This window comes from uncultured Arenimonas sp., assembly GCF_963976025.1.
Taxonomy (GTDB): Bacteria; Pseudomonadota; Gammaproteobacteria; order Xanthomonadales; family Xanthomonadaceae; genus Arenimonas.
The window spans coordinates 1-20,438 of record NZ_CAXBJS010000007.1 but is presented as its reverse complement, the minus strand read 5'-3'; the positions used below and the strand labels follow the sequence as shown (position 1 = coordinate 20,438).

Below are 20,438 nucleotides of genomic sequence, written 5' to 3'. Positions count from 1 at the left end.
GAGCGAGGAAGTGCGATGAACACGAACCCTGGCCCGCCCAACGGCTGGAGTCCGCCTCCGGACGACCAGCGCCGCCTGCAGGCACTGCGGCGCTACCGCATCCTCGACAGCCTGCCCGACCAGGCCTTCGAAGACGTGGTGCAGCTGGCCACCACCATCTGCGGCACGCCGCAGGCGGTGGTCACCTTCGTGGACGAAGAGCGGCAGTGGTTCAAGGCCAGTCGCGGCATCAAGGGCGAAGAAACCGAACGGGGCATCGCCTTTTGCGACATCGCTATCCGCAGGCCCGACGAAGTCACCATCGTCCGGGACGCCTCGCAGCACCCGGTGTTCCGCAACTACCCGCAGGTCACGGGGGAAGACCACCTGCGCTTTTACGCCGGCGCGCCCATGGTCACGCCCGATGGTTTCGCGCTGGGTTCGGTCTGCGTGGTGGACGTGGTGCCGCGCGAGCTGAGCCTGGAACAGGTCGAGTCGCTGCGCGCGCTGGCGCGCATGGCGGTGGCCCTGCTGGAACTTCGCCGGCGTGAACTCGAGGCCCAGCGTTTGCTGGCCGAACGTGAGCTGGCCACGCGCGAACTGCAGGACTACCAGCGTAGCCTTGAGGCGCGCAATACCGCCCTGGCCGAAGAGGCCCGGCGTGATTCGCTGACCGGCCTGCTCAACCGCGGCGGCCTGGAGCACGCGACCCTGGGTGGCTTCTGGGCCGGCGGCGGCCAGTTCACCGTGGCCGTGCTCGACATCGACCACTTCAAGCGCATCAACGACAACCACGGCCACGCCACCGGTGACGACGTGCTGCGCCTGGTCGGCGAACAGATCCTGCAGGCGGTGCGCGGCGGCGACGTGGCCGTGCGCTACGGCGGCGAAGAATTCCTGGTGCTGATGCCCTCGACCCCGCCGGACGGCGCGATCACCGTGGTCGAACGCATCCGCGAAACCGTGGCGCGGCACCCGGACCTGCCGGTGCCGGTGACCCTGTCGGCGGGCATCGCCAGCGGCCAGGCCGGCCGCGACGCCACCGAAGAGGTATTCGAACGCGCCGACCAGGCCCTTTACCAGGCCAAGCGGCGCGGCCGTAACCGGATCGAGGTCGCCGAAGACTAGACGGGTAGGCCTGCCGCGGCCGCGGTCAGGGATATACGCTGGCGTTGGCGCGGGTCAGGCGCTCGCGCGCGCGCACCACGCAGAAACGATGCCCGGTGGGCGCTTCGAGCACGATCCAGCGGCCGTCGCGCGGACGCGAAACTTCCTTGGCACCCAGGGCCACCAGGCGCCGGGCCTCGGCTTCGATGTCGTCGCTTTCCAGGTCCAGGTGCACGCGCGGAGGGTGCTGGACCTTCTGCACTTCGATGTGCAGGCCCAGGGCGCTGCCGTCGAGGCAGGCGTACTTGTCCTGTCCGCCCTCGTCGGGGTCGGTGATGGACAGGCCCAGGGCCTGGCTCCAGAAACCGGCGGCCTCGCCCAGCGAGCCGCCTTCGCAGTCGATGATGAAGCCCGCAAGCCGGCTGTGGTGGGCCATCAGCGCGCCCTCTGCAGGTCGTCGATGAGCGCGCGCAGGAAACGCGCGGCCTCGCCGCCGGTGGCGGCGCGATGATCGAAGGTGAGCGAGAGCGGCATGATGCGGTGCGTTTCCAGCCCACCCAGCACCGGCACGACGGCGTGGTGCAGGCGGCCGGCGCCGATGATGGCCACGCAGGGCGGTACCACCACGGGCGTGGCGTACTTGCCGGCGAAGACGCCGAAGTTCGACAGCATGATGGTGTAGTCGCGCAGCTCTTCCGGCGGCAGCGAACGGTTCTTGACGCCGTCGCGGATGCGGTTGATGGCCTGGCGCACCTGGTAGGGCTCAAGCCGTTCGGCGTTGCGCAGGTTGGCCACGAACAGGCCCTCGGGCGAATCGACCGCAATGCCCACGTCCACGCGAGCATGCCGTCGCAGGGTACCTTCCTTGGCATTGAGCCAGGCGTTCATCGCCGGCTCGGCTTCGGCCGCGACGGCGATCGCGCGGATCATGCGCGCCATGATGTCCTCGCCCGGCGCCCAGGCGTTGATGTCGGCGTCGTCCATCAGCGAGGTCGGCACGACCTCGGCATGGGCCTGGGACATGGTGCGAACCATGTTGCGGCGAACGCCGCGGATGGGTTCGTCGACGTCGAGCGCGGCCGGGGCGGCCTTCGTCCCGCCAGTGGCCGGCCTGCCGCCGCCGGAGGCTTCCCGTGCGGGGACGGGCGGCGCTGCCGGCGGTGCCGCGGCGCGGCCGCCTGCGCCCGCGGGTGCGCTGCCATCCGCCGCCGCTTTCTTGACGTCCGCCGCCGTCACCACGCCGTCGGTGCCGGTCGCCTTCACGCGTGACAGGTCCACCTTGAGCTTGCGCGCCAGCGCACGCACGGCCGGCATGGCGCGCACGCCGCCGACCACGGACGCCTGTTCGCTGCGCACGGCGTTGGAACTTTGCATGGCGCCTACGACGGTGCCGGCGTCGGCCGATTCTTCGGCCTCGTCCTGCGGCTCCTCGCGGATCTCGCCGCCTTCGTCGGAGGCGACCACCGTCAGGTCGTCACCGTCGTCGCGGGATTCTTCGTTGGGCACGGGCTTGCCGGCGCCCTTGTGGCCGTGCGAATGCCCGGTGTCCTGGGCATCGGCGCGCTGGGGCAGGGATGGGTCGATCTCGATCTCGACCAGCCAGCTGCCGGTTTCGATGACGTCGCCGGCCTTGCCGGCCAGGCGCGTGACCTTGCCGGAAAACGGCGAAGGCACCTCGACCACGGCCTTGGCGGTTTCCATCGACACCAGCGGTTCGTCGAGTTTGATGACGTCGCCTTCCTTGACCAGCCACTCGACGATTTCGGCGTCGGGCAGGCCTTCGCCCAGGTCTGGCAGCTTGAAGAGTTTCTTGTCGCTCATGTCTGTTTCCTCAGCCCGCCGCCAGCGCGCGCTTGGCGGCGGCGACGATCTTTTCCACGCTCGGCAGGTACTTCATTTCGAGGCGGAACAGGGGGATATGGGTGTCGTAGCCGGTGACGCGCTCGACCGGGGCCAGCAGGTCGTACATGGACTCTTCGGCCAGGCGCGCGGCGATCTCGGCGCCGAATCCCGCGGTTTTTGCCGCCTCGTGCACGATCACGCAGCGGCCGGTCTTGGCCACCGATTCGCGGATGGTGTCGAAGTCCAGCGGCTTGAGCGTGGCGACGTCGATCACCTCGGCGCTGATGCCTTGCTTGGCCAGCTCGTCGGCGGCTTCCAGGGTTTCCTTCACCTGCGCGCCCCAGGAGACCAGGGTGAGGTCGTCGCCGTCGCGCAGCTGGAAGCACACGTCCAGCGGCAGTGCCTCGCCGTCGTCGGGCACCTCTTCCTTGTACTGCCGGTAGATGCGCTTGGGCTCCATGAAGATGACCGGATCCGGGTCGCGGATCGCGGCCAGCAGCAGGCCGTAGGCGCGCTGCGGTGAACTCGGCATGACCACGCGCAGGCCCGGCACGTTGGTGAAGATCGACTCGTTGGCTTCGCTGTGGTGTTCCGGTGCGCGGATGCCGCCGCCCCAGGGCACGCGCAGCACCATCGGGCAGGTCAGGCGGCCGCGGGTGCGGTAACGGAAGCGCGCCGCGTGGCAGATGATGTGGTCCACCATCGGGTACATGAAACCGTCGAACTGCGCCTCGGCCACGGGTTTCATGCCCTGCGAGGCCAGGCCAACGGTGAGGCCGGCGATGGTGGTTTCGTCCAGAGGCGTATCGATGACGCGCTGGTCGCCGAAGCTTTGCTGCAGGCCGGCGGTGGCGCGGAAGACGCCGCCGTTCACGCCGACGTCCTCGCCGATCACCAGCACGGTGTCGTCGGCCTTCATTTCCCAGGCCAGGGCCTGGGTGATCGCCTCGATAAGCGTGATGGCGGCCATCTCAGCGGCCCTCCCACTTGATCGCGTCGGCGCGCTGGGCTTCCAGGTCGGCCGGCAGTTCGGCGTAGAGGTAATCGAACATCGCTTCCACCGGTTGAACCTTGGTTTCCAGGTAGGCGTTGACCTCGATGTCCACCTGCTTGCCGCATTCTTCCTTCCACTCTGCCTCTTCGGCCTCGCTCCAGACACCTTCGGAAATCAGGAAGGTGCGCAGGCGCGACATCGGTTCGCGTTCCCAGGCGGCCTTGACCTCGGCGTCGTCTCGGTAGCGGCGGGCATCGTCGGCGGTGGTGTGGTCGGACAGGCGGTAGGTGACCAGTTCCAGCACGCTGCCGCCGTGGCCGTTGCGGGCGCGCTTGAGCGCGTGGTCCATGGCCGCGCGCACCGCGATGATGTCGTTGCCGTCCACCTGCACGCAGTCCAGGCCGCCGGCGATGCCTTTCTGCGCGAGCGTCTTGGCGCCGGTCTGGGCCTTGCGCGGCACCGAGATCGCCCAGCCGTTGTTGATGATGCACAGCACGAAGGGCAGGGTGTAGGCACCGGCCGAATTGATGGCGGCGTAGGTGTCGGTCTTGGAGCTGCCGCCGTCGCCGACGCAGGTGACCGCCACGCGCGGTTCGCCGCGAAGCTTGAAGGCCAGCGCGGCGCCGGCCGCGTGCAGGCACTGGGTGGCGATGGGCACGCACCAGGGGTAGTCGTGCGGCGGGCCGGAGAAGTCGTTGCCGCGTTCGTCGCCGCCCCAGTACATCAGGACGTCGCGCGGTTTCACGCCGCGCATGAACTGGGCGCCGTACTCGCGGTAGCTGGGCGCCAGCACGTCGTCGTACTGCATGGCGCTGCCGATGCCGATGTGCGCGGCCTCGTGGCCCAGGCAGCTGGCGTAGGTGCCCAGCTTGCCGGTGCGCTGCAGCGCCACCGACTTGGTGTCGAAGGTGCGCACCATCAGCATGTGCTTGAACAGCTCGACCAGGTTGCGGCGGTCCCTGGCGAACTCGGGCAGGTCCTCGCGAACCAGCCTTCCATCCGGGCCAAGGTATTGAAGGTATTCGATTTCGAAGGTGGCGACGGTGCTCATTCGGTCCTCCGGGGCAGAAGGGCTTGATAACAGCCCGCGCCGGGCCAGTGCAAGCCGCGCAAAAGAAAAGGGCGCGGCCGGAGCCGCGCCCTTTCAAACCTACGTTGGCGTAGGGATCAGTAGCCGATGCCGACCCGGAAGCTGCCCTGCACCTCGTTGTTGCGCAGGTTCAGGTCGTTCGCGGCGCTGCCGGCCTCGGCCTGGAAGGCCGCGGTGGTCGAACGCAGCGCCTTCACGCGGAAACGCAGCACGTCGGCCTGGCGGCTGGCGTAGCGGCCGGCGAATTCGCAGCGGAAGACCTGCGAGGCCCGGAAGCTTGCCGACAGGGCGCAGGCCCAGCCCGCGGGCGGTTCCGGCAGCACTTCGTACAGGCTGGTCGACACGGTGAACTCGAACCAGGTGCCGGGCGCGGCGTCGGGGCCGAAGTTGCGCACCATGATGCCGACCACGCCTTCACGCTGCGGGCGGTTCAGGGGCGGCAGTTCGGCGACGTAAAGGCCCAGGTTGGCCGTCGGCGGCGCCACCTGCACGGTGGCGGTGGCCACGTTGTTGGCCATGTTGCCGTCGGTGCGGGTGGTCTGGACGCGGGCGGTCAGGGTCAGCCCGTCAACCGGGATGACCGTGTCCAGGGCGGTCGAGGCCACCAGGTCGAAGACCACGCTGCCCGGGGGCATTTCGGCGATGGCGCAGTCCACCGTGGTTTCACCGGCGGCCATCGTCGCCGGGCCGCAGGCGAAGCCGGCGGGGGCGGTGACGGCCAGGGCCGGCAGTTCGGCGTCCAGCACCAGGCTCACCAGCACGTCGGTGGCCGCTTCCGGGCCCGGGTTGCTGACGGTGACCTGCATCGGGATGTCGTCGCCGGCGATGGCGCTGGCCGGGGCGACGGCGCCGATGGCCAGGTCGGTGCTGACGAAAGCCACGTCGCCGACGTACAGCACCACCGGGTCATGGTCCGAAGAGCGCAGGGCCAGGGTTTCATCACCGAAGTTGTCGATGCCGAAGTCGGCGTTGATGCGCGCGTGTTCGGTGCGCAGCGGGGCCGAGTCCAGCAGGGCCTGGTTGACGACCATGTGGTCGAGCACCTGGGCATTGCCCTCGAAGGAGAAGGAATAACGATCCTCCGGGGCCGACAGCGTGGTCATGTTGGTCAGCGGCACGGTGACCGGGCTGTCGCGGTACTCCAGCACGGCGTCGTTGGCGGCTTCGCGGCCGGTGATGATGCCCATCACGTCCACGTAGCCGTCGCTGAACTCGAAGGCATTGAAGTCACCCAGCAGCACGATGCGCTCGGCCGGGTTGGCCTGCTGGAACTGTTCGACCAGGTCGGCCACGAACACCGCCTGCTCGGCCCGCTTCACCCGGCGACGTTCGCCGTTGCTGCTGTAGCCGTTGGAGCCGGGATCGTTGTCGTTGATGTCGATCAGCGACAGCAGGTGGTTGCCGATGACGGTCACCGGCGAGCTGGCGCCGTTGCCGGCGTTGACCACGGCGCGCAGCACCAGCGGCGGCCGGTCGTTCATGGTCGAGGTGCTGGCGTTGGGGTTGGTGATCGTCGCGTCCTTGCCGTACTGGGTGACCGAAACCACCTGCACGCGCGGGATGCCCGGGCCGACTTCGGTGGTGTCGACCAGGAAGCCGACGTTGATCTTGCCGACGTCGTTGCCTTCTTCCAGGTAGGCCGCGTACTGCGGGCCCAGGGCGCAGGTGCTGTTCACGCGGTCGGCCAGCATGCTCAGCGCACGCAGGTTCTCGACTTCGACCACGCCGATGATCTCCGGCGCCTTCATGTAGTCGCAGATCGCCAGCGCGGCCTTGGCCAGGCGGCGTTCGAAGGCCACCGGGGTCAGGGCGACGTCGCCACCCGGATCGTTCACTTCATCGTAGAAGCGCAGCATGTTGGCGCCGGCGATGGTGAACTCGTCGATGGCCGGGTCGGGCACGGCACGCGGGCCGGCGCCGCCTTCGACGACGATGGGCGCGGTGGGGTCGGGCATCAGGATGTAGGTGCCGAAGCCGTAGTCGAGCACGCCGACCAGGCCGGTCACGAGCGCGCCGGTGTCGAGCACGATCGGGCTGGCACCCACCTGGCCGCGGCTCTGGATGCGCAGGCGCTCGGGGTTGGTGTCGAAGCGCGGGGTGTTGGCCGGCAGCGCCGGGCCGACGTCCTGCACGCCCACGCCGGGCTCGCGGAACGGACGCTCGATGCCTTCGACCACGCCCCAGAAGTTGCCGTTGGGGAAGGCCAGGGCGTCGTTTTCGTCCAGGCTGCCCTCGGTCGGGGCGGTCGCCACCAGGCGGCCGACGGACACGCGCATGCCCTCGAGGTATTCAAGCGACTCGGGCGGCAGCGAGGGATCCATCATCGCCGCCGTGATCTCCACCGGTGCCGGCAGGGCGTTGCCGGAGCTCACCACGCTGACGGTCGGGTTGATGATCTCGGTGATGAAACCCTGGTGCGGATTGGACGAGGAGCGGTACTCCTCGACGGTGCCCGAGACGATCACGCGGTTGCCCACCGCGGCGGAGGCCGGCGGCGCACTGCCGGTGAACACCATGATGCCTTCGGAGGTCGCCGGGTTGGCGTCCTCGGAGCCGGGCACGGTCTGCACGAAGAAGGCGTTGTTGAAGCGCTGGGCGGTGACGATGCCCTCGATCTCGACCAGCTGGCCGTTCACCGGCGACTGCAGGCCGGCGCCCTGGACCGCATGGATCGCCAGGCGCGGGATCTCGACCAGGGTGGTTTCGCTGTCGCTGTTGTTGCCCGGCACCGGGTCCGGGACCAGCGAGCCGGCGGTGGCGGTGGTGCTGAGGTTGCCGAGGAAACCGGCGTCCACCAGCACTTCGAGCGTGACGTTGCCGCTGGCGCCGTTGTTGACGAACTGTCCGCCGGTGCACTCGAGCACGCCGCCCTGCACGTCGCAGACGTCGAACAGCGCGGGGTCGAAGGTCGAACCGACGTAGGTCGTGTTGGCCGGCAGCGGCAGGCTCAGGCTCATGCCGTAGGTGCGGCCGGGACCGTTGTTGGTGACCGTGGCGGTGTAGGTGAGGCTGGTGCCGGGCACGGCCGGGTCGACGCTGTCGGACAGCGCAACGGCGACATCAGACGTCTGGCCGTCCAGCGGGACGACGACGCGCGGGCGGTTGTTGCCCTGCGCCGTGTCGCTATCAAGGCCTTCGAAGTAACCTTCGAAAACCAGCGGGCCTTGGGCACCGGCACCGATCGACAGGGTGAGAACCACCGACATCGCACTGTTTGCCTCGGCGCCGGAGCTGCTGCAGGTCAGCGTCAGGGTCGACGCGCCGGAGAGGTTGCAGCCAGTGAACCCGATATTGCCCACCGGGTCGTAGAGGTTTCCCGAGATGAAGCCGAGGTCCTGGCCGCCGGTCATACGGTAAATCCAGGGATCGCTGGCGATCGCGCTGAGGTTGCTGACCGTGGTGCGGACGGTGATGTTCCCGCCCGCGGCCACCGCGCCCGGATCAACCGAAATGGTCGCTCCGATGTCGGCACCCGGCGCCACGAACACCGGCGTCAGCGAGAAGTCGTCCACTGCCAGGCCGTCGTCGGCGCCGGAGGCGTTGACGTCGGTCCAGCGGATGCAGAAGCCGCTGCCGTTGGCGATGGCCAGGCCGGCGATCTGGCTGGACAGGGGCGTGCGGTTGGCGGCGTCGTTGCCGTCCTTGGCTCCCGTGCCCACCGTGTTGGGGGTGACGAAGTCCAGCGCATCCACGTCCACCCACGCGCCGTCGGTCAGGCCGGTGGCGTCGAGGCTGTACTGGAAGTTGATCTGGTCGGTGCGGCCGGCGGTGCCCGAGCGCCACTGCTCGCCCGTGTAGGCGATGTCCAGGGCGGTGACTTCGTTGCCGACGTTGTTGGTGAAGCAGGCGCCGAAGGTCGGGTTCAGCGAACCCGACAGCAGGCCGCCCAGCGCGCGCTCGGTGGAGCCGCTGGCGCCGAAGCTGTAGCTGTCGCCCGAGTTGCCGCTGCCGGTGCCGGCCTGGTACTGGCCGTTGGCATTGGTGCCCGACTCGCTGAGCAGCCAGCCTGCGGGCAGGGCGGTGTGGCCGCTGCCGCTGTTGGCGAGGCTGTTGAAATCCTGGGTGTAGGCGGGCCCGGTGAGGGACACCTGGGCCGTGGCCGCCCCGGCCATCAGGCACAGGACGAGCAACGCGGACGCGCGTGGCGCAAGCTTCATGATTGGTTTTCCCCTGGTAAAAGACGCAAAAGGCCGATTGACGGCCTTCGCAGGCGAATGTTAGCCGTTTTTGATTTCGTTGGCGTTACGGTTCCGGGGGGCTAATCTTGTGCACCCCAGCAAAATCCGGGAACCACCTTGTCCCAGCCCCCGAATAAACGCGCCCTGGAGCAGGGCATCACCACCGACCTCAAGGACCGCCTGACCTACGGCGGCTACCTGCAGCTCGACACCCTGCTGTCGGCCCAGAAGCCCCTGTCGGACCCCCCGCACCACGACGAGATGCTGTTCATCGTCCAGCACCACGTGTCGGAGCTGTGGCTGAAGCTGCTGATCCACGAACTGCGGGCCGCCCTGGCCTGCCTGCAGAACGACGAGCTGGGCCCGATGCAGAAGATCCTGGCCCGGGTGAAGCAGGTGCAGCGCCAGCTGACCGAGATGTGGTCGGTGCTCGAGACCCTGACCCCGGCCGACTACCTGCAGTTCCGCGACATCCTGGGCCCGGCCTCGGGCTTCCAGTCGCTGCAGTACCGGCTGGTGGAGTTCCTGTTGGGCAACAAGAACGCCGACATGGTGAAGGTGTTCTCGCACGACCCGGCCGCCACCGCCGAGCTGGAGGCCGTGCTCAACGCGCCCAGCCTGTACGACGAATTCCTGCGCCACCTGCACCGCAAGGGTTACGCCATCCCGGCCGGCTGCGTGGAGCGCGACTGGTCGCTGCCGCACGAACGCGAGCCGGGCCTGGTGCCGGTGTTCAAGGCCATCTACGAAGACACCGACACCCACTGGGAGGCCTATGCCACCTGCGAACAGCTGGTGGACGTGGAAGCCAGCTTCCAGTTCTGGCGCTTCCGCCACATGAAGACCGTCGAGCGCATCATCGGCTACCGCCGGGGCACGGGCGGCAGCTCCGGGGTCGGCTTCCTCAAGCAAGCGCTTGAACTAACCTTCTTCCCGGAGCTGTTTGAAGTGCGCACCGTGCTGGGCCAGCCGGGCTGAGGCATCCGGGCGGGCGGGCTGCTAGTCTTCGGGCCTTGTCCGATGACCGCCCGGAGCCACCATGAACGAAGCCTCCCCGCCCGATCTCGCCAAGCGCGGCTGGATCACCCGCAGCCTCGACCTGGTCGAACGCCTGGGCAACAAACTGCCCGACCCGGCGGTGCTGTTCCTGATCCTGATGCTGGTCACCTGGGCGGTGTCGGCGCTGATGTCGAACATGGAATTCGCCGAGCTCGACCCGCGCAGCGGCGACCCGGTGCAGATCGTCAACCTGCTCAGCGGCACCAGCCTGACCGGCTTCATGGCCAGCATGGTCAATACCTTCGTCACCTTCGCGCCCCTGGGCGTGGTGCTGGTGGCGATGCTGGGCCTGGGCGTGGCCGAACACACCGGCTTCATCAACGCGGCGCTGCGGGCGATGCTGGGCGTCACCCCGAAGATGCTGCTCACCCCGGCCCTGATCGGCGTCGGCATCCTCAGCCACGTGGCCGTGGACGCGGGCTACGTGCTGGTGATCCCGCTGGGTGCGGTGATCTTCTACGCCGCCGGCCGGCATCCGCTGGCGGGCATCGCGGCGGCCTTCGCCGGCGTGTCCGGCGGTTTCTCGGCGACCTTCATCGTGCCCTCCAGCCTTGATCCGCTGCTGGCCGGCCTGACCCAGGCGGCGGCGCAGCTGATCGACCCGGCCTACGAGGTCAACCCGCTCAACAACTACGTCTTCACCACCAGCTCGACGGTGCTGATCATGCTGGTCGGCTGGTTCCTCACCGACAAGGTGATCGAACCGCGGCTCAAGGGCACGCAGGTCGACGGCGACGTCAGCGAAATGCCGACCATGAGCCCGCTCAAGCCCGAAGAGCGCAAGGGCCTGGCCTGGGCCATGGTGGCGATGGCGATTGCCATCATGCTGTTCGTGCTGACCCTGGTGCCGGCCGGCACGCCCTGGGGCGCCGACCCGGCCACCCTGGCGCCGGGCACGCACCCGCTGCTGGCCTTCACCTCGCCGCTGATGCGTTCGATCGTGCCGCTGATCTTCATCTTCTTCCTGATCCCGGGTGCCGTGTACGGCTACGTCTCGGGCACGGTGAAAACCCACCGCGACATCATCGCCGGCATGTCCAAGGCGATGTCGGGCATGGGCTATTACATCGTGATGGCGTTTTTCGCCGCGCAGTTCATCTACGCCTTCGGCCAGTCGAACCTGGGCGTGCTGATGGCGATCAAGGGCGCCAACCTGCTGCAGGCCATGGGCCTGCCGATGGCCGCCACCCTGGTGGGCATCGTGCTGCTGTCGGGTTTCGTGAACCTGATGGTCGGCTCGGCTTCGGCCAAGTGGGCCCTGATCGGCGCGGTGATGGTGCCGATGCTGATGCAGCTGGGCGTCTCGCCCGACCTGACCCAGGCCGCCTACCGCGTCGGCGACAGCTCCACGAACATCATCACGCCGCTGCTGCCGTATTTCCCGCTGATCGTGGTGTTCTGCCAGAAGTACGTGAAGGGCGCCGGCGTCGGCACCCTGCTGGCGCTGATGCTTCCGTACTCGATCACCCTGCTGGTGGTCTGGACCGGCTTCCTGATCGGCTTCTGGGCCCTGGGCATCCCGCTGGGCGTGGGTTCGAGCTTCACCTACCCGGCAGGCGGCTGAAGCTGAACGGGCCGGCCGGCGTTTGACGCCGCCGGCCCCCACCGGTTACACCTTCGCGCCTTGTTTCACTTTGATTACCCAGGGGAGTAAGCAACCAAGTGGCCACCCATCCGACTACCGCCGAGGAAAAGACCTTCTTCGGCCACCCGCGCGGACTTTACGTCCTGTTCTTCGCCGAAATGTGGGAGCGCTTCTCCTACTACGGCATGCGTGCGCTGCTGATCTTCTACCTCGTCCAGCACTGGATGTTCAGTGACGAGGAATCGTCGATCATCTATGGCGCCTACACCGCGCTGGTGTACATCACGCCGGTGTTGGGTGGTTACCTGGCCGACCGCTACCTGGGCCAGCGCAAGGCCGTGCTCTACGGCGCCGTGCTGCTGACCATCGGCCACTGCCTGATGGCGGTGGAAGGCGAGGGCGGCCAGCAGAGCTGGGCGATGGACTGGTTCTGGCTGGCGCTGAGCTTCATCATCGTCGGCTCCGGTTTCCTGAAGGCCAACATCTCGGTGATCGTCGGCCAGCTGTACCCGCGCACCGACCTGCGCCGCGATTCGGCCTACACAATTTTCTACATGGGCATCAACCTGGGTGCCGCGCTGGGCGCGATCATCGCGGGCTGGCTGGGCCAGACCTATGGCTGGGCCTACGGTTTCGGCGCCGCCGGCCTGGGCATGCTGCTGGGCCTGGTCGTGTTCGTGATCGGCAAGCCGGCGCTGATGGGCAAGGGCGAAGCGCCCGACCCGGTGCGCCTGGCCAACCGCACGGCCGGCCTGAGCATGGAATGGTGGCTGTACCTGGTGGGCATCGCCGGCGTCGGCGTGGTCTGGCTGCTTATCCAGTACCAGGACCTGGTCGGTTACCTGCTGATGGGCGCCGGCGCGATCCTGGTGGCCTACGTGATGTTCACCGCGGTGTTCAAGCTGCCGGCGCACGACCGTGACCGCATCTTCGCGGCCATGTACCTGATCTTCGGTTCGATCCTGTTCTGGGCCCTGTTCGAGCAGGCGGGTTCGTCGCTGAACCTGTTCACCGACCGCTCGGTGGACCGCAGCATGTTCGGCTACGAAGTGCCGGCCTCGGTGTTCCAGTCGATCAATGCGATCTACATCGTGCTGCTGGGTCCGGTCTTCGCCGGGCTGTGGCTGTTCCTGGGTCGTCGTGGCCTGGAGCCGTCGTCGCCGGCCAAGTTCGGCCTGGGTGTCATCCAGCTCGGCGCCGGCTTCCTGGTGCTGGTGGCCGGTTCCTCGGCGATCGGCGAAGGCGGCATGACGCCGGTGCTGTTCATCTTCCTGATCTACCTGCTGCATACGACCGGCGAACTGTGCCTGTCGCCGGTGGGCCTGTCGGCGATGAACCGGCTGTCGCCGGCGCACCTGGCCAGCCTGATCATGGGCACCTGGTTCTTCGCTTCGGCGTCGGGCAACTTCGTCGCCGGCATGATCGCCGCCGCCACGGGTGCCGAAGGCGTGGACAACGCCGGCCCCGAGCGCGTGCTCGAGGTCTATACGACGGTCGGCTGGGTAGCCGTGGGCGTGGGCGTGGCGATGGTGGTCATCGCGCCGCTGGTGAAGAAGCTGATGCACCTCGACACGCTCAAGGACTTCGAGGACGACGTGCCGGGCAAGTCGGAAATCGGCGAGCCGCAGGCGGGTGGTACGCATCCCAGGCCCTGAGGTATCGGGCGAAGCAAAAAAACGGGGCCTTCGGGCCCCGTTTTCTTTTCGGGACTGAAGTCCCTCCCACTGGGGTGCCGTCAGTCGCGGGTGGCGGCCTCGCGCTCTTCGACGCGGGTGAGCAGGCGGTCGAGGGTGGCGCGTTCGTCGGGGTCCAGGCCTTCGAGCAGCCGGCGCTGGTAGGCCAGGGCCATCGGCGCAACGTCTTCGTAGATGGCCCGGCCGGCCGGGCTGAGCCGCAGCACCGAGCGGCGGCGGTCGTCGCCGTGGGTGTCGCGTTCTATGCGGCCCGCGGCCTGCAGGCTGGCCACGGCGCGGCTGACGGCGACCTTGTCCATGGCCGTGCGTTCTGCCACTTCCCGGGCCGACAGGTCGTCGCGCCGGCCCAGCACCGCCAGCACCCGCCATTCGGTGATGCCCAGGCCGAAGCGGTCCGCGTACAGGCGGGCGATGTCCTGGCTGATGCGGTTCGACAGCACCGACAGCCGGTAGGGCAGGAAATGCTCCAGGTCCAGGATGTCCCGTTCAGGCATTGCGGCGGCGCACCTTGCAAATGGTTTCAAGTGAAACTATAACGGACGTCTTCCCCATGCAAGCGGCAATCCGGAGGTTCCAATGAGCGCACAACCCAACCTGGGCATGCAGCCCACCACCTTCGAAAACCCGATGGGCATCAACGGCTTCGAGTTCGTTGAGTTCGCCGCGCCGGCCGATCGCGGCGAGGCGATGGCGCAGTACCTGCGTAACCTGGGCTTCACCGCGGTGGCGAAGCACAAGAGCCGTCCGATCACCCTGTACCGCCAGGGCACCATCAATTTCCTGCTCAACGAGTCACCGGATTCTTTCGCTTCGGATTTCGCGGCCAAGCACGGCCCCTCGGCCTGTGGTTTCGCCATTCGCTTCAAGCAGCCCTCGGGCGAGGTGCTCAAGCACGTGCTGGCCAACGGCGGCGAGCGCCAGGACCACCGCGCCGACACCCGTGCCGTGGACGCGCCGGTGGTCAAGGGCATCGGCGACTGCATGCTGTACCTGGTCGACGACGGCCGCGACGACCTGTACGCGGACTTCGCGCCGATCCCGGGCGTGGACCAGCACCCCAAGGGCTTTGGCCTGACCTTCATCGACCACCTGACCCACAACCTGTTCATGGGCAACATGCAGAAGTGGTCGGACTACTACGAGAAGCTGTTCAACTTCCGCGAGATCCGCTACTTCGACATCAAGGGCGCCAAGACCGGCCTGCTGTCGAAGGCGATGACCGCGCCCGACGGCGTGGTGCGCATCCCGCTCAACGAGTCGAGCGACGAGAAGAGCCAGATCAACGAATACCTGCGCGAGTACAAGGGTGAGGGCATCCAGCACATCGCGCTGTTCACCGACGACATCTACAGCTCGGTGGAAGCCATGCACCAGGCCGGCGTGAAGTTCCTGGACACCCCGGACACCTACTTCGATGTCATCGACCAGCGCATCCCGGAGCACGGCGAAGACGTCGCCCGCCTGCGCAAGAACAGCATCCTGATCGACGCCGACCCGGAAACCAAGCAGCGCAAGCTGCTGCAGATCTTCACCCAGAACGCGTTCGGCCCGATCTTCTTCGAGATCATCCAGCGCAAGGGCAATGAAGGTTTCGGCGAAGGCAACTTCCAGGCCCTGTTCGAGTCCATCGAACGCGACCAGATGCGCCGCGGCGTTCTCTGACCGGAGCCCGGCATGAGCCTGGATTACCAGAGTGGGTTTGGCAACGAGTTCGCGACCGAGGCGCTGCCCGGGGCGTTGCCGGTGGGGCGGAACTCGCCGCAGAAGGTGGCCTATGGTCTTTACGCCGAGCAGGTAAGCGGCACGGCGTTCACTGCGCCGCGCGCCAGCAACCGGCGCAGCTGGCTTTACCGCATCCGGCCGGCGGCGATGCACGGGCCGTTTTCGGAACTGGCCCATGCGGGTTTCCACAACGACTTCGGCCACGGCCCGGTGACCCCGGACCAGCTGCGCTGGAATCCGCTGCCGATGCCGACGGCGCCGACCGACTGGATCGACGGCCTGTTCACCATGGCCGGCAACGGCGGCAGCTGGGCCGGCACCGGCATGGGCGTGCACATGTACGCGGCCAACAAGGACATGGACGGGCGCTACTTCTACGACGCCGACGGCGAGCTGCTCATCGTTCCCCAGCAGGGCCGGCTGCGCATCGCCACCGAGCTGGGCGTGCTGGAGGTCGAACCGCAGGAAATCGCGCTGATCCCGCGCGGCCTGCGCTTCAGCGTTTCGCTGCCCGATGGCGAGGCCCGGGGCTACGTCTGCGAAAACTTCGGCGCCATGTTCCGCCTGCCCGACCTGGGCCCGATCGGCAGCAACGGCCTGGCCAATCCGCGTGATTTCCTGGCGCCGGTGGCGGCCTGGGAAGACCGCGAGGGCGACTTCGAGCTGGTGGCCAAGTTCCAGGGCAGCCTGTGGCGCGCGGACATCGGCCACAGCCCGCTGGACGTGGTCGCCTGGCACGGCAACTACGCGCCCAGCAAATATGACCTGCGCCGCTTCAACACCATCGGCTCGATCAGCTACGACCATCCGGACCCGTCGATCTTCCTGGTGCTGCATTCGCCGAGCGACACCGAAGGCACCAGCAACATCGACTTCGTGATCTTCCCGCCGCGCTGGCTGGTGGCCCAGGACACCTTCCGGCCGCCGTGGTTCCACCGCAACATCGCCAGCGAGTTCATGGGCCTGGTGCACGGCGCCTACGACGCCAAGGCCGAAGGTTTCGTGCCGGGCGGCAGTTCGCTGCACAACGCGATGACCGGCCACGGGCCGGATGCGGCGACGTTCGAGAAAGCCTCGAACGCCGATCTGAGCAAGCCCGACGTGATCACCGGCACCATGGCCTTCATGTTCGAATCGCGCAGCGTCATCCGGCCCGCGGCCCAGGCCCTGGACGCCGGCCACCGCCAGCGCGACTACCAGGCCTGCTGGCAGGGCCTGCAAAAACATTTCGACCCCACCCGCCGCGGCTGAGCCGCGGCACGCAAGGAGCAAGCGATGAAACTGGGTTCCCTCAAGGAAGGCGGCCGCGACGGCACGCTGGTCGTGGTTTCGCGCGACCTTACCCGCGCCGTGAAGGCCACCGGCATCGCGCCGACGATGCAGCGCGCGCTGGAAGACTGGTCCAACGCGGCGCCGCGGCTCAACGCGGTTTACGAGGCGCTTGAAGCCGGCACGCCGGAAACGGTGAACGGCGAGCCGGTGTTCGCCGTGGATTTCGCCCAGATGGCCTCACCGCTGCCGCGTGCGTATGAATTCGTCGATGGCAGCGCCTACCTGCCGCACGTGGCGCGGGTGCGCAAGGCGCGCGGCGCCGAGGTGCCGGAAAGTTTCTACACCGACCCGCTGATGTACCAGGCGGTGAGCGCCGGCTTCTATGGCCCGCGCGACCCGGTGCTGGTGGCCGACGAGGCGCACGGCATCGACCTGGAAGCCGAAGTGGTGGTGGTCACCGACGACGTGCCCCAGGGTGCGTCGCCCGCCGAGGCAGCCGGCCACATCCAGCTGGTGGGCCTGGTCAACGACGTCTCCCTGCGCAACCTGATCCCCGGCGAACTGGCCAAGGGTTTCGGTTTCCTGCAGTCCAAGCCGCGTTCGGCGCTAAGCCCGGTGTTCGTCACCCCGGACGAGCTGGGCGATGCCTGGAAGGGAAACAAGCTGCACCTGCCGCTGCTGACCCACGTCAACGGCAAGTGGTTCGGCGCGCCCGAGGCCGGTGTGGACATGCAGTTCGACTTTTCCCAGCTGGTCGCGCATGCGGCGAAAACCCGGCCGCTGTCGGCTGGCACGATCGTCGGCTCTGGCACCGTCGCCAACGAGGACACCTCGCTGGGCGCCAGCTGCTTCGCCGAACAGCGCACGGTCGAAGCCCTGCGCGACGGCAAGCCCAGCACGCCCTTCATGTCCTTCGGCGACACCGTGCGCATCGAGATGATCGACAAGGCCGGCCACAGCATCTTCGGGGCCATCGAGCAGCGCATCCAGAAGGCCTGAAGATCCCCACTCCTCTGTAGGAGCGCCTTCAGGCGCGAATCCTTTGCTTGAGCTCCAGTGGGAGGGACTTCAGTCCCGAGCCTTTGCCCTTGGCCATTGGCCAAGCAGGGCGCCGGTTCGTGTTTCTTGCGCGGGTGGAGGCAGCGTGCAGTCGCCCTGGCCGACACGGCGCAAGTACGTCCATGTAGCCTCATCGTCGACATCCATGTCTCCGATGGTCGGCCAGGGCGACTGCACGCTACCTCCTGGAATGAATGTCGGGGCCGCCAGGAGATCAAGAGCGCAAGGCGCGCTCGCTTTTAAGCAACGAATGCGCTGATGCCCCGATTTACCGAGAAACCGCTCTCCCATCGGCCACCCCGTGACCTTGAGGAGGTGTCGCGTCTTCGCCCCGGCCGACCATCGGAGACATGGATGTCGACGATGAGCCCCCATGGATGGGTTCACGGCGTGTCGGCCGGGGCGAAGGCGCGGCGCCTCCACCCGCGAGACTTCCGCCGGCGACGGGTTGCTTGGCCGAAGGCCAAGGCCAAGGCCAAGGGCAGAGGGACTGAAGTCCCTCCCACAAAGGGCTATGGAACAAAAACGGCCCGGCCCGGCGTATGCTTGGCCGGAAGCAGGCTTGGCAGAGGGGATTCGCCATGAACGCGGGCTCGATCCGGCTGTATTCGTACTGGCGCTCCAGCGCCGCCTATCGCGTGCGCATTGCGCTCAACCTCAAGGGCCTGCCCTTCGAGACCGTCGCCGTGCACCTGGTGCGCGACGGCGGCGAGCAGCACAAGGCGCCCTTCAGCGACCTCAATCCCCAGGAACTGGTGCCGGTGCTGCTGCACGGCAACCGCATCCTGCGCCAGTCGCTGGCGATCATGGAGTACCTGGACGAAACCTGGCCGACGCCGCCGCTGATGCCGGCCACGGCCCGCGACCGCCAGCGCGTGCGCGCCATTTCGCAGCTGATCGCCAGCGACATGCACCCGCTCAACAACCTGCGGGTGCTTCAGTTCTTCGAGAACACCTGGAACGTGCCACAGGCCGAACGCGAGGCCTGGGTGCGGCACTGGGTGAAGGCGGGCTTCGACGCGCTCGAGGACACGCTGTGCGACAACCCGTCCACCGGCGCCTTCTGCGACGGCGACGTGCCGACCATGGCCGACTGCTGCCTGGTGCCGCAGGTCTACAACGCCGAGCGTTTCGGAGTGGACATGGCGCCCTACCGAACCATCCGCCGCATCACCAAGGAATGCCTGGCGCTGGACGCGTTCGACGCCGCCCGGCCGGAAAACCAGCCGGATGCTCCCGCCGGCAGCTGAGCCGGCTCAGTAGGGCTGGGTTTCGCTGCCCGGACCGGCGCCGCCGTACATGTCGGCGTAGGGATCGTGTTCGCCGGTGGCGCCTTCGGACAGGCGGATCTTCAGGGCCAGGCCATCGCGCGAATCGGCCTTGCGCAGCGCCTCTTCCAGTTCGACCTTGCCTTCCTTGTACATGCGGAACAGCGACTGGTCGAAGGTCTGCATGCCTTCCTGCAGCGACTTGTCCATCGCTTCCTTGATCTCGTGCACCTCGCCGCGGCGGATGAGGTCGCGGATCATCGGAGTGTTGATCAGGATTTCGGCGGCCGGCAGGCGCTTGCCGTCCTTGCCCACCACCAGGCGCTGGCTGATGATCGCCTTGAGGTTGAGCGAGAGGTTCATCAGCACGTTCTTGTGGGCCGACTCCGGGAAGAAGTTCAGGATTCGGTCCAGGGTCTGGTCGGCGTTGTTCGAGTGCAGGGTGGCCATGCACAGGTGGCCGGTTTCGGCAAAGGCAATCGCCGACTCCATGGTGACCGCGTCGAGGATCTCGCCGATCAGGATGACGTCCGGCGCTTCGCGCATGGCGTTCTTGAGCGCGTTGTGGAAGGCGTGGGTGTCCAGGCCGACCTCGCGCTGGTTCACGATCGACTTCTTGTGCTTGTGCAGGAACTCGATCGGGTCCTCGATGGTGAGGATGTGGCCGGTGGTGCTGGCGTTGCGGTGGTCGATCATCGCGGCCAGGGTGGTGGACTTGCCCGAGCCGGTGGAGCCCACGACCAGCACAAGCCCGCGCTGCTCCATCACGATGTCCTTCAGGACCGCCGGCAGCTTGAGCTGGTCGATGCCCGGGATCTCGGACTTGATGGCGCGGATGACCATGCCCACTTCGCCGCGCTGCTTGAACACGTTCACGCGGAAGCGGCCGGTGTCCTTCACGGCGATGGCCATGTTGAATTCCAGGTCGCGCTCGAAGGCGGGCACCTGGCCCTCGTCCATCAGCGAGTACGCGATCTTCTTGACCATGCCGGCCGGAAGCCCGGTATTGCCAAGCGGGTAGAGTTTGCCTTCAACCTTGATATAGACGGGCGCGCCGGTAGTCAGGAACATGTCCGACGCGTTCTTTTCCGTCATCAGCTTCAGGAAGTAGCCGATGTCCATGTCAGTATCCTTGCATCCCCTGGTTCGGTCCCGGTGGGTGGCCCGGCGTGGCTACAATGGCTCCGCCGAAACGCCCACCTGCGAGTTCGCCTTATGACACTAATGCCGTTAAAAATCCATCGTGCACTGCCAATCCTGCTGGCCGTTTCGCTGTTTTGCGCGCACAACGCCGCTGCCGACGAGGTCGATTCTGCGCTCGCCGCCGCCGAACGCGCGGTGATCGCCGCCGAGTCCGCCCAGCCGCGCGGTGACGCCGCCCAGGCGCTGGAACAGGCACGTGGCCAATGGTTGGCCGCCCGGGATGCCCGGCGCAAGACCGACAAGCTGCGGCTGGCCGAAGCGCCGAGCTACAACGACGTGTACCATTTCCATGGCCTGGAACGGCTGATGGTGCGCTGGCGCTGATCTTTCTTCCCTTCTCCCCTTGCGGGAGAAGGTGCCCGAAGGGCGGATGAGGGGTCTCTTTG

General features: G+C 67.4%; 16 protein-coding genes. 9 read left to right on the top strand and 7 right to left on the bottom strand.

Annotated features, from left to right (window positions below):
• The first annotated feature begins 15 nt into the window (after nucleotides 1-15).
• Nucleotides 16-1,107 carry a sensor domain-containing diguanylate cyclase gene (locus tag AACZ35_RS01150; RefSeq protein ID WP_339825046.1) on the top strand — a complete coding sequence of 364 codons (1,092 nt, stop codon included), beginning with the start codon at nucleotides 16-18 and terminating at the stop codon, nucleotides 1,105-1,107.
• Between the two features lie 25 nt (nucleotides 1,108-1,132).
• Here the strand turns inward: AACZ35_RS01150 and AACZ35_RS01145 are convergent, their stop codons facing one another.
• From AACZ35_RS01145 to AACZ35_RS01125, 5 genes are all read right to left on the bottom strand, one after another.
• Complete coding sequence (locus tag AACZ35_RS01145) at nucleotides 1,133-1,522, bottom strand: VOC family protein (protein ID WP_339825044.1); 390 nt, start codon at nucleotides 1,520-1,522, stop codon at nucleotides 1,133-1,135.
• On the bottom strand, nucleotides 1,522-2,907 hold the full coding sequence (locus AACZ35_RS01140; RefSeq protein ID WP_339825041.1) for a dihydrolipoamide acetyltransferase family protein: 1,386 nt from the start codon (nucleotides 2,905-2,907) through the stop codon (nucleotides 1,522-1,524). Before AACZ35_RS01140 ends, AACZ35_RS01145 begins: the two co-directional genes overlap by 1 nt.
• Before the next feature lie 10 nt (nucleotides 2,908-2,917).
• Nucleotides 2,918-3,898, bottom strand: coding sequence for an alpha-ketoacid dehydrogenase subunit beta (locus AACZ35_RS01135; RefSeq protein ID WP_339825038.1), 981 nt, complete (start codon nucleotides 3,896-3,898; stop codon nucleotides 2,918-2,920).
• Nucleotide 3,899: 1 nt separating this feature from the next.
• Nucleotides 3,900-4,973: a pyruvate dehydrogenase (acetyl-transferring) E1 component subunit alpha gene (gene pdhA, locus AACZ35_RS01130; RefSeq protein WP_339825036.1), complete on the bottom strand. Its 1,074-nt coding sequence runs from the start codon at nucleotides 4,971-4,973 to the stop codon at nucleotides 3,900-3,902.
• A 116-nt stretch (nucleotides 4,974-5,089) separates the two neighbouring features.
• On the bottom strand, nucleotides 5,090-9,169 hold the full coding sequence (locus AACZ35_RS01125) for a hypothetical protein (protein ID WP_339825034.1): 4,080 nt from the start codon (nucleotides 9,167-9,169) through the stop codon (nucleotides 5,090-5,092).
• Between the two features lie 138 nt (nucleotides 9,170-9,307).
• Between AACZ35_RS01125 and AACZ35_RS01120 the strand changes: the two genes are divergently transcribed.
• The 3 genes from AACZ35_RS01120 to AACZ35_RS01110 all read left to right on the top strand — a co-directional run bounded on the left by AACZ35_RS01120 (nucleotide 9,308) and on the right by AACZ35_RS01110 (nucleotide 13,489).
• Nucleotides 9,308-10,168, top strand: coding sequence for a tryptophan 2,3-dioxygenase family protein (locus AACZ35_RS01120; RefSeq protein WP_339825031.1), 861 nt, complete (start codon nucleotides 9,308-9,310; stop codon nucleotides 10,166-10,168).
• A 61-nt stretch (nucleotides 10,169-10,229) separates the two neighbouring features.
• Entirely contained in the window at nucleotides 10,230-11,813 is a 1,584-nt protein-coding gene (locus tag AACZ35_RS01115) for an AbgT family transporter (protein WP_339825028.1), read from the top strand.
• 98 nt (nucleotides 11,814-11,911) lie between these two features.
• Nucleotides 11,912-13,489, top strand: coding sequence for a peptide MFS transporter (locus AACZ35_RS01110; RefSeq protein WP_339825025.1), 1,578 nt, complete (start codon nucleotides 11,912-11,914; stop codon nucleotides 13,487-13,489).
• A gap of 80 nt (nucleotides 13,490-13,569) precedes the next feature.
• Here the strand turns inward: AACZ35_RS01110 and AACZ35_RS01105 are convergent, their stop codons facing one another.
• Nucleotides 13,570-14,022 carry a MarR family winged helix-turn-helix transcriptional regulator gene (locus AACZ35_RS01105; RefSeq protein WP_339825022.1) on the bottom strand — a complete coding sequence of 151 codons (453 nt, stop codon included), beginning with the start codon at nucleotides 14,020-14,022 and terminating at the stop codon, nucleotides 13,570-13,572.
• Nucleotides 14,023-14,104: 82 nt separating this feature from the next.
• Here AACZ35_RS01105 and hppD point away from each other — a divergent pair, with 82 nt between their 5' ends.
• The 4 genes from hppD (at nucleotide 14,105) to maiA (ending at nucleotide 18,831) form a co-directional block, all read left to right on the top strand.
• On the top strand, nucleotides 14,105-15,190 hold the full coding sequence (gene hppD, locus AACZ35_RS01100) for a 4-hydroxyphenylpyruvate dioxygenase (RefSeq protein WP_339825019.1): 1,086 nt from the start codon (nucleotides 14,105-14,107) through the stop codon (nucleotides 15,188-15,190).
• A 12-nt stretch (nucleotides 15,191-15,202) separates the two neighbouring features.
• Nucleotides 15,203-16,501 carry a homogentisate 1,2-dioxygenase gene (hmgA, locus tag AACZ35_RS01095; protein WP_339825017.1) on the top strand — a complete coding sequence of 433 codons (1,299 nt, stop codon included), beginning with the start codon at nucleotides 15,203-15,205 and terminating at the stop codon, nucleotides 16,499-16,501.
• Between the two features lie 24 nt (nucleotides 16,502-16,525).
• Nucleotides 16,526-17,521: a fumarylacetoacetate hydrolase family protein gene (locus AACZ35_RS01090; protein ID WP_339825015.1), complete on the top strand. Its 996-nt coding sequence runs from the start codon at nucleotides 16,526-16,528 to the stop codon at nucleotides 17,519-17,521.
• 641 nt (nucleotides 17,522-18,162) lie between these two features.
• Entirely contained in the window at nucleotides 18,163-18,831 is a 669-nt protein-coding gene (gene maiA / locus AACZ35_RS01085) for a maleylacetoacetate isomerase (RefSeq protein ID WP_339825013.1), read from the top strand.
• Between the two features lie 6 nt (nucleotides 18,832-18,837).
• Here the strand turns inward: maiA and AACZ35_RS01080 are convergent, their stop codons facing one another.
• The gene (locus tag AACZ35_RS01080) at nucleotides 18,838-19,971 is read right to left on the bottom strand and encodes a PilT/PilU family type 4a pilus ATPase (RefSeq protein ID WP_339825011.1); all 1,134 of its coding nucleotides are present in this window, start codon (nucleotides 19,969-19,971) and stop codon (nucleotides 18,838-18,840) included.
• Nucleotides 19,972-20,073: 102 nt separating this feature from the next.
• Here AACZ35_RS01080 and AACZ35_RS01075 point away from each other — a divergent pair, with 102 nt between their 5' ends.
• Nucleotides 20,074-20,376: a hypothetical protein gene (locus AACZ35_RS01075; RefSeq protein WP_339825009.1), complete on the top strand. Its 303-nt coding sequence runs from the start codon at nucleotides 20,074-20,076 to the stop codon at nucleotides 20,374-20,376.
• The last annotated feature ends 62 nt before the right edge of the window (nucleotides 20,377-20,438 follow it).

Coding starts and splice junctions, on each gene's coding strand:
- AACZ35_RS01145 (WP_339825044.1), bottom strand. CDS start 1,522: ATGGCCCACCACAGCCGGCTTGCGGGCTTCATCATCGACTGCGAAGGC.
- AACZ35_RS01075 (WP_339825009.1), top strand. CDS start 20,074: ATGCCGTTAAAAATCCATCGTGCACTGCCAATCCTGCTGGCCGTTTCG.
- AACZ35_RS01105 (WP_339825022.1), bottom strand. CDS start 14,022: ATGCCTGAACGGGACATCCTGGACCTGGAGCATTTCCTGCCCTACCGG.
- pdhA (WP_339825036.1), bottom strand. CDS start 4,973: ATGAGCACCGTCGCCACCTTCGAAATCGAATACCTTCAATACCTTGGC.
- AACZ35_RS01115 (WP_339825028.1), top strand. CDS start 10,230: ATGAACGAAGCCTCCCCGCCCGATCTCGCCAAGCGCGGCTGGATCACC.
- hppD (WP_339825019.1), top strand. CDS start 14,105: ATGAGCGCACAACCCAACCTGGGCATGCAGCCCACCACCTTCGAAAAC.
- AACZ35_RS01125 (WP_339825034.1), bottom strand. CDS start 9,169: ATGAAGCTTGCGCCACGCGCGTCCGCGTTGCTCGTCCTGTGCCTGATG.
- AACZ35_RS01135 (WP_339825038.1), bottom strand. CDS start 3,898: ATGGCCGCCATCACGCTTATCGAGGCGATCACCCAGGCCCTGGCCTGG.
- AACZ35_RS01150 (WP_339825046.1), top strand. CDS start 16: ATGAACACGAACCCTGGCCCGCCCAACGGCTGGAGTCCGCCTCCGGAC.
- AACZ35_RS01090 (WP_339825015.1), top strand. CDS start 16,526: ATGAAACTGGGTTCCCTCAAGGAAGGCGGCCGCGACGGCACGCTGGTC.
- hmgA (WP_339825017.1), top strand. CDS start 15,203: ATGAGCCTGGATTACCAGAGTGGGTTTGGCAACGAGTTCGCGACCGAG.
- maiA (WP_339825013.1), top strand. CDS start 18,163: ATGAACGCGGGCTCGATCCGGCTGTATTCGTACTGGCGCTCCAGCGCC.
- AACZ35_RS01080 (WP_339825011.1), bottom strand. CDS start 19,971: ATGGACATCGGCTACTTCCTGAAGCTGATGACGGAAAAGAACGCGTCG.
- AACZ35_RS01140 (WP_339825041.1), bottom strand. CDS start 2,907: ATGAGCGACAAGAAACTCTTCAAGCTGCCAGACCTGGGCGAAGGCCTG.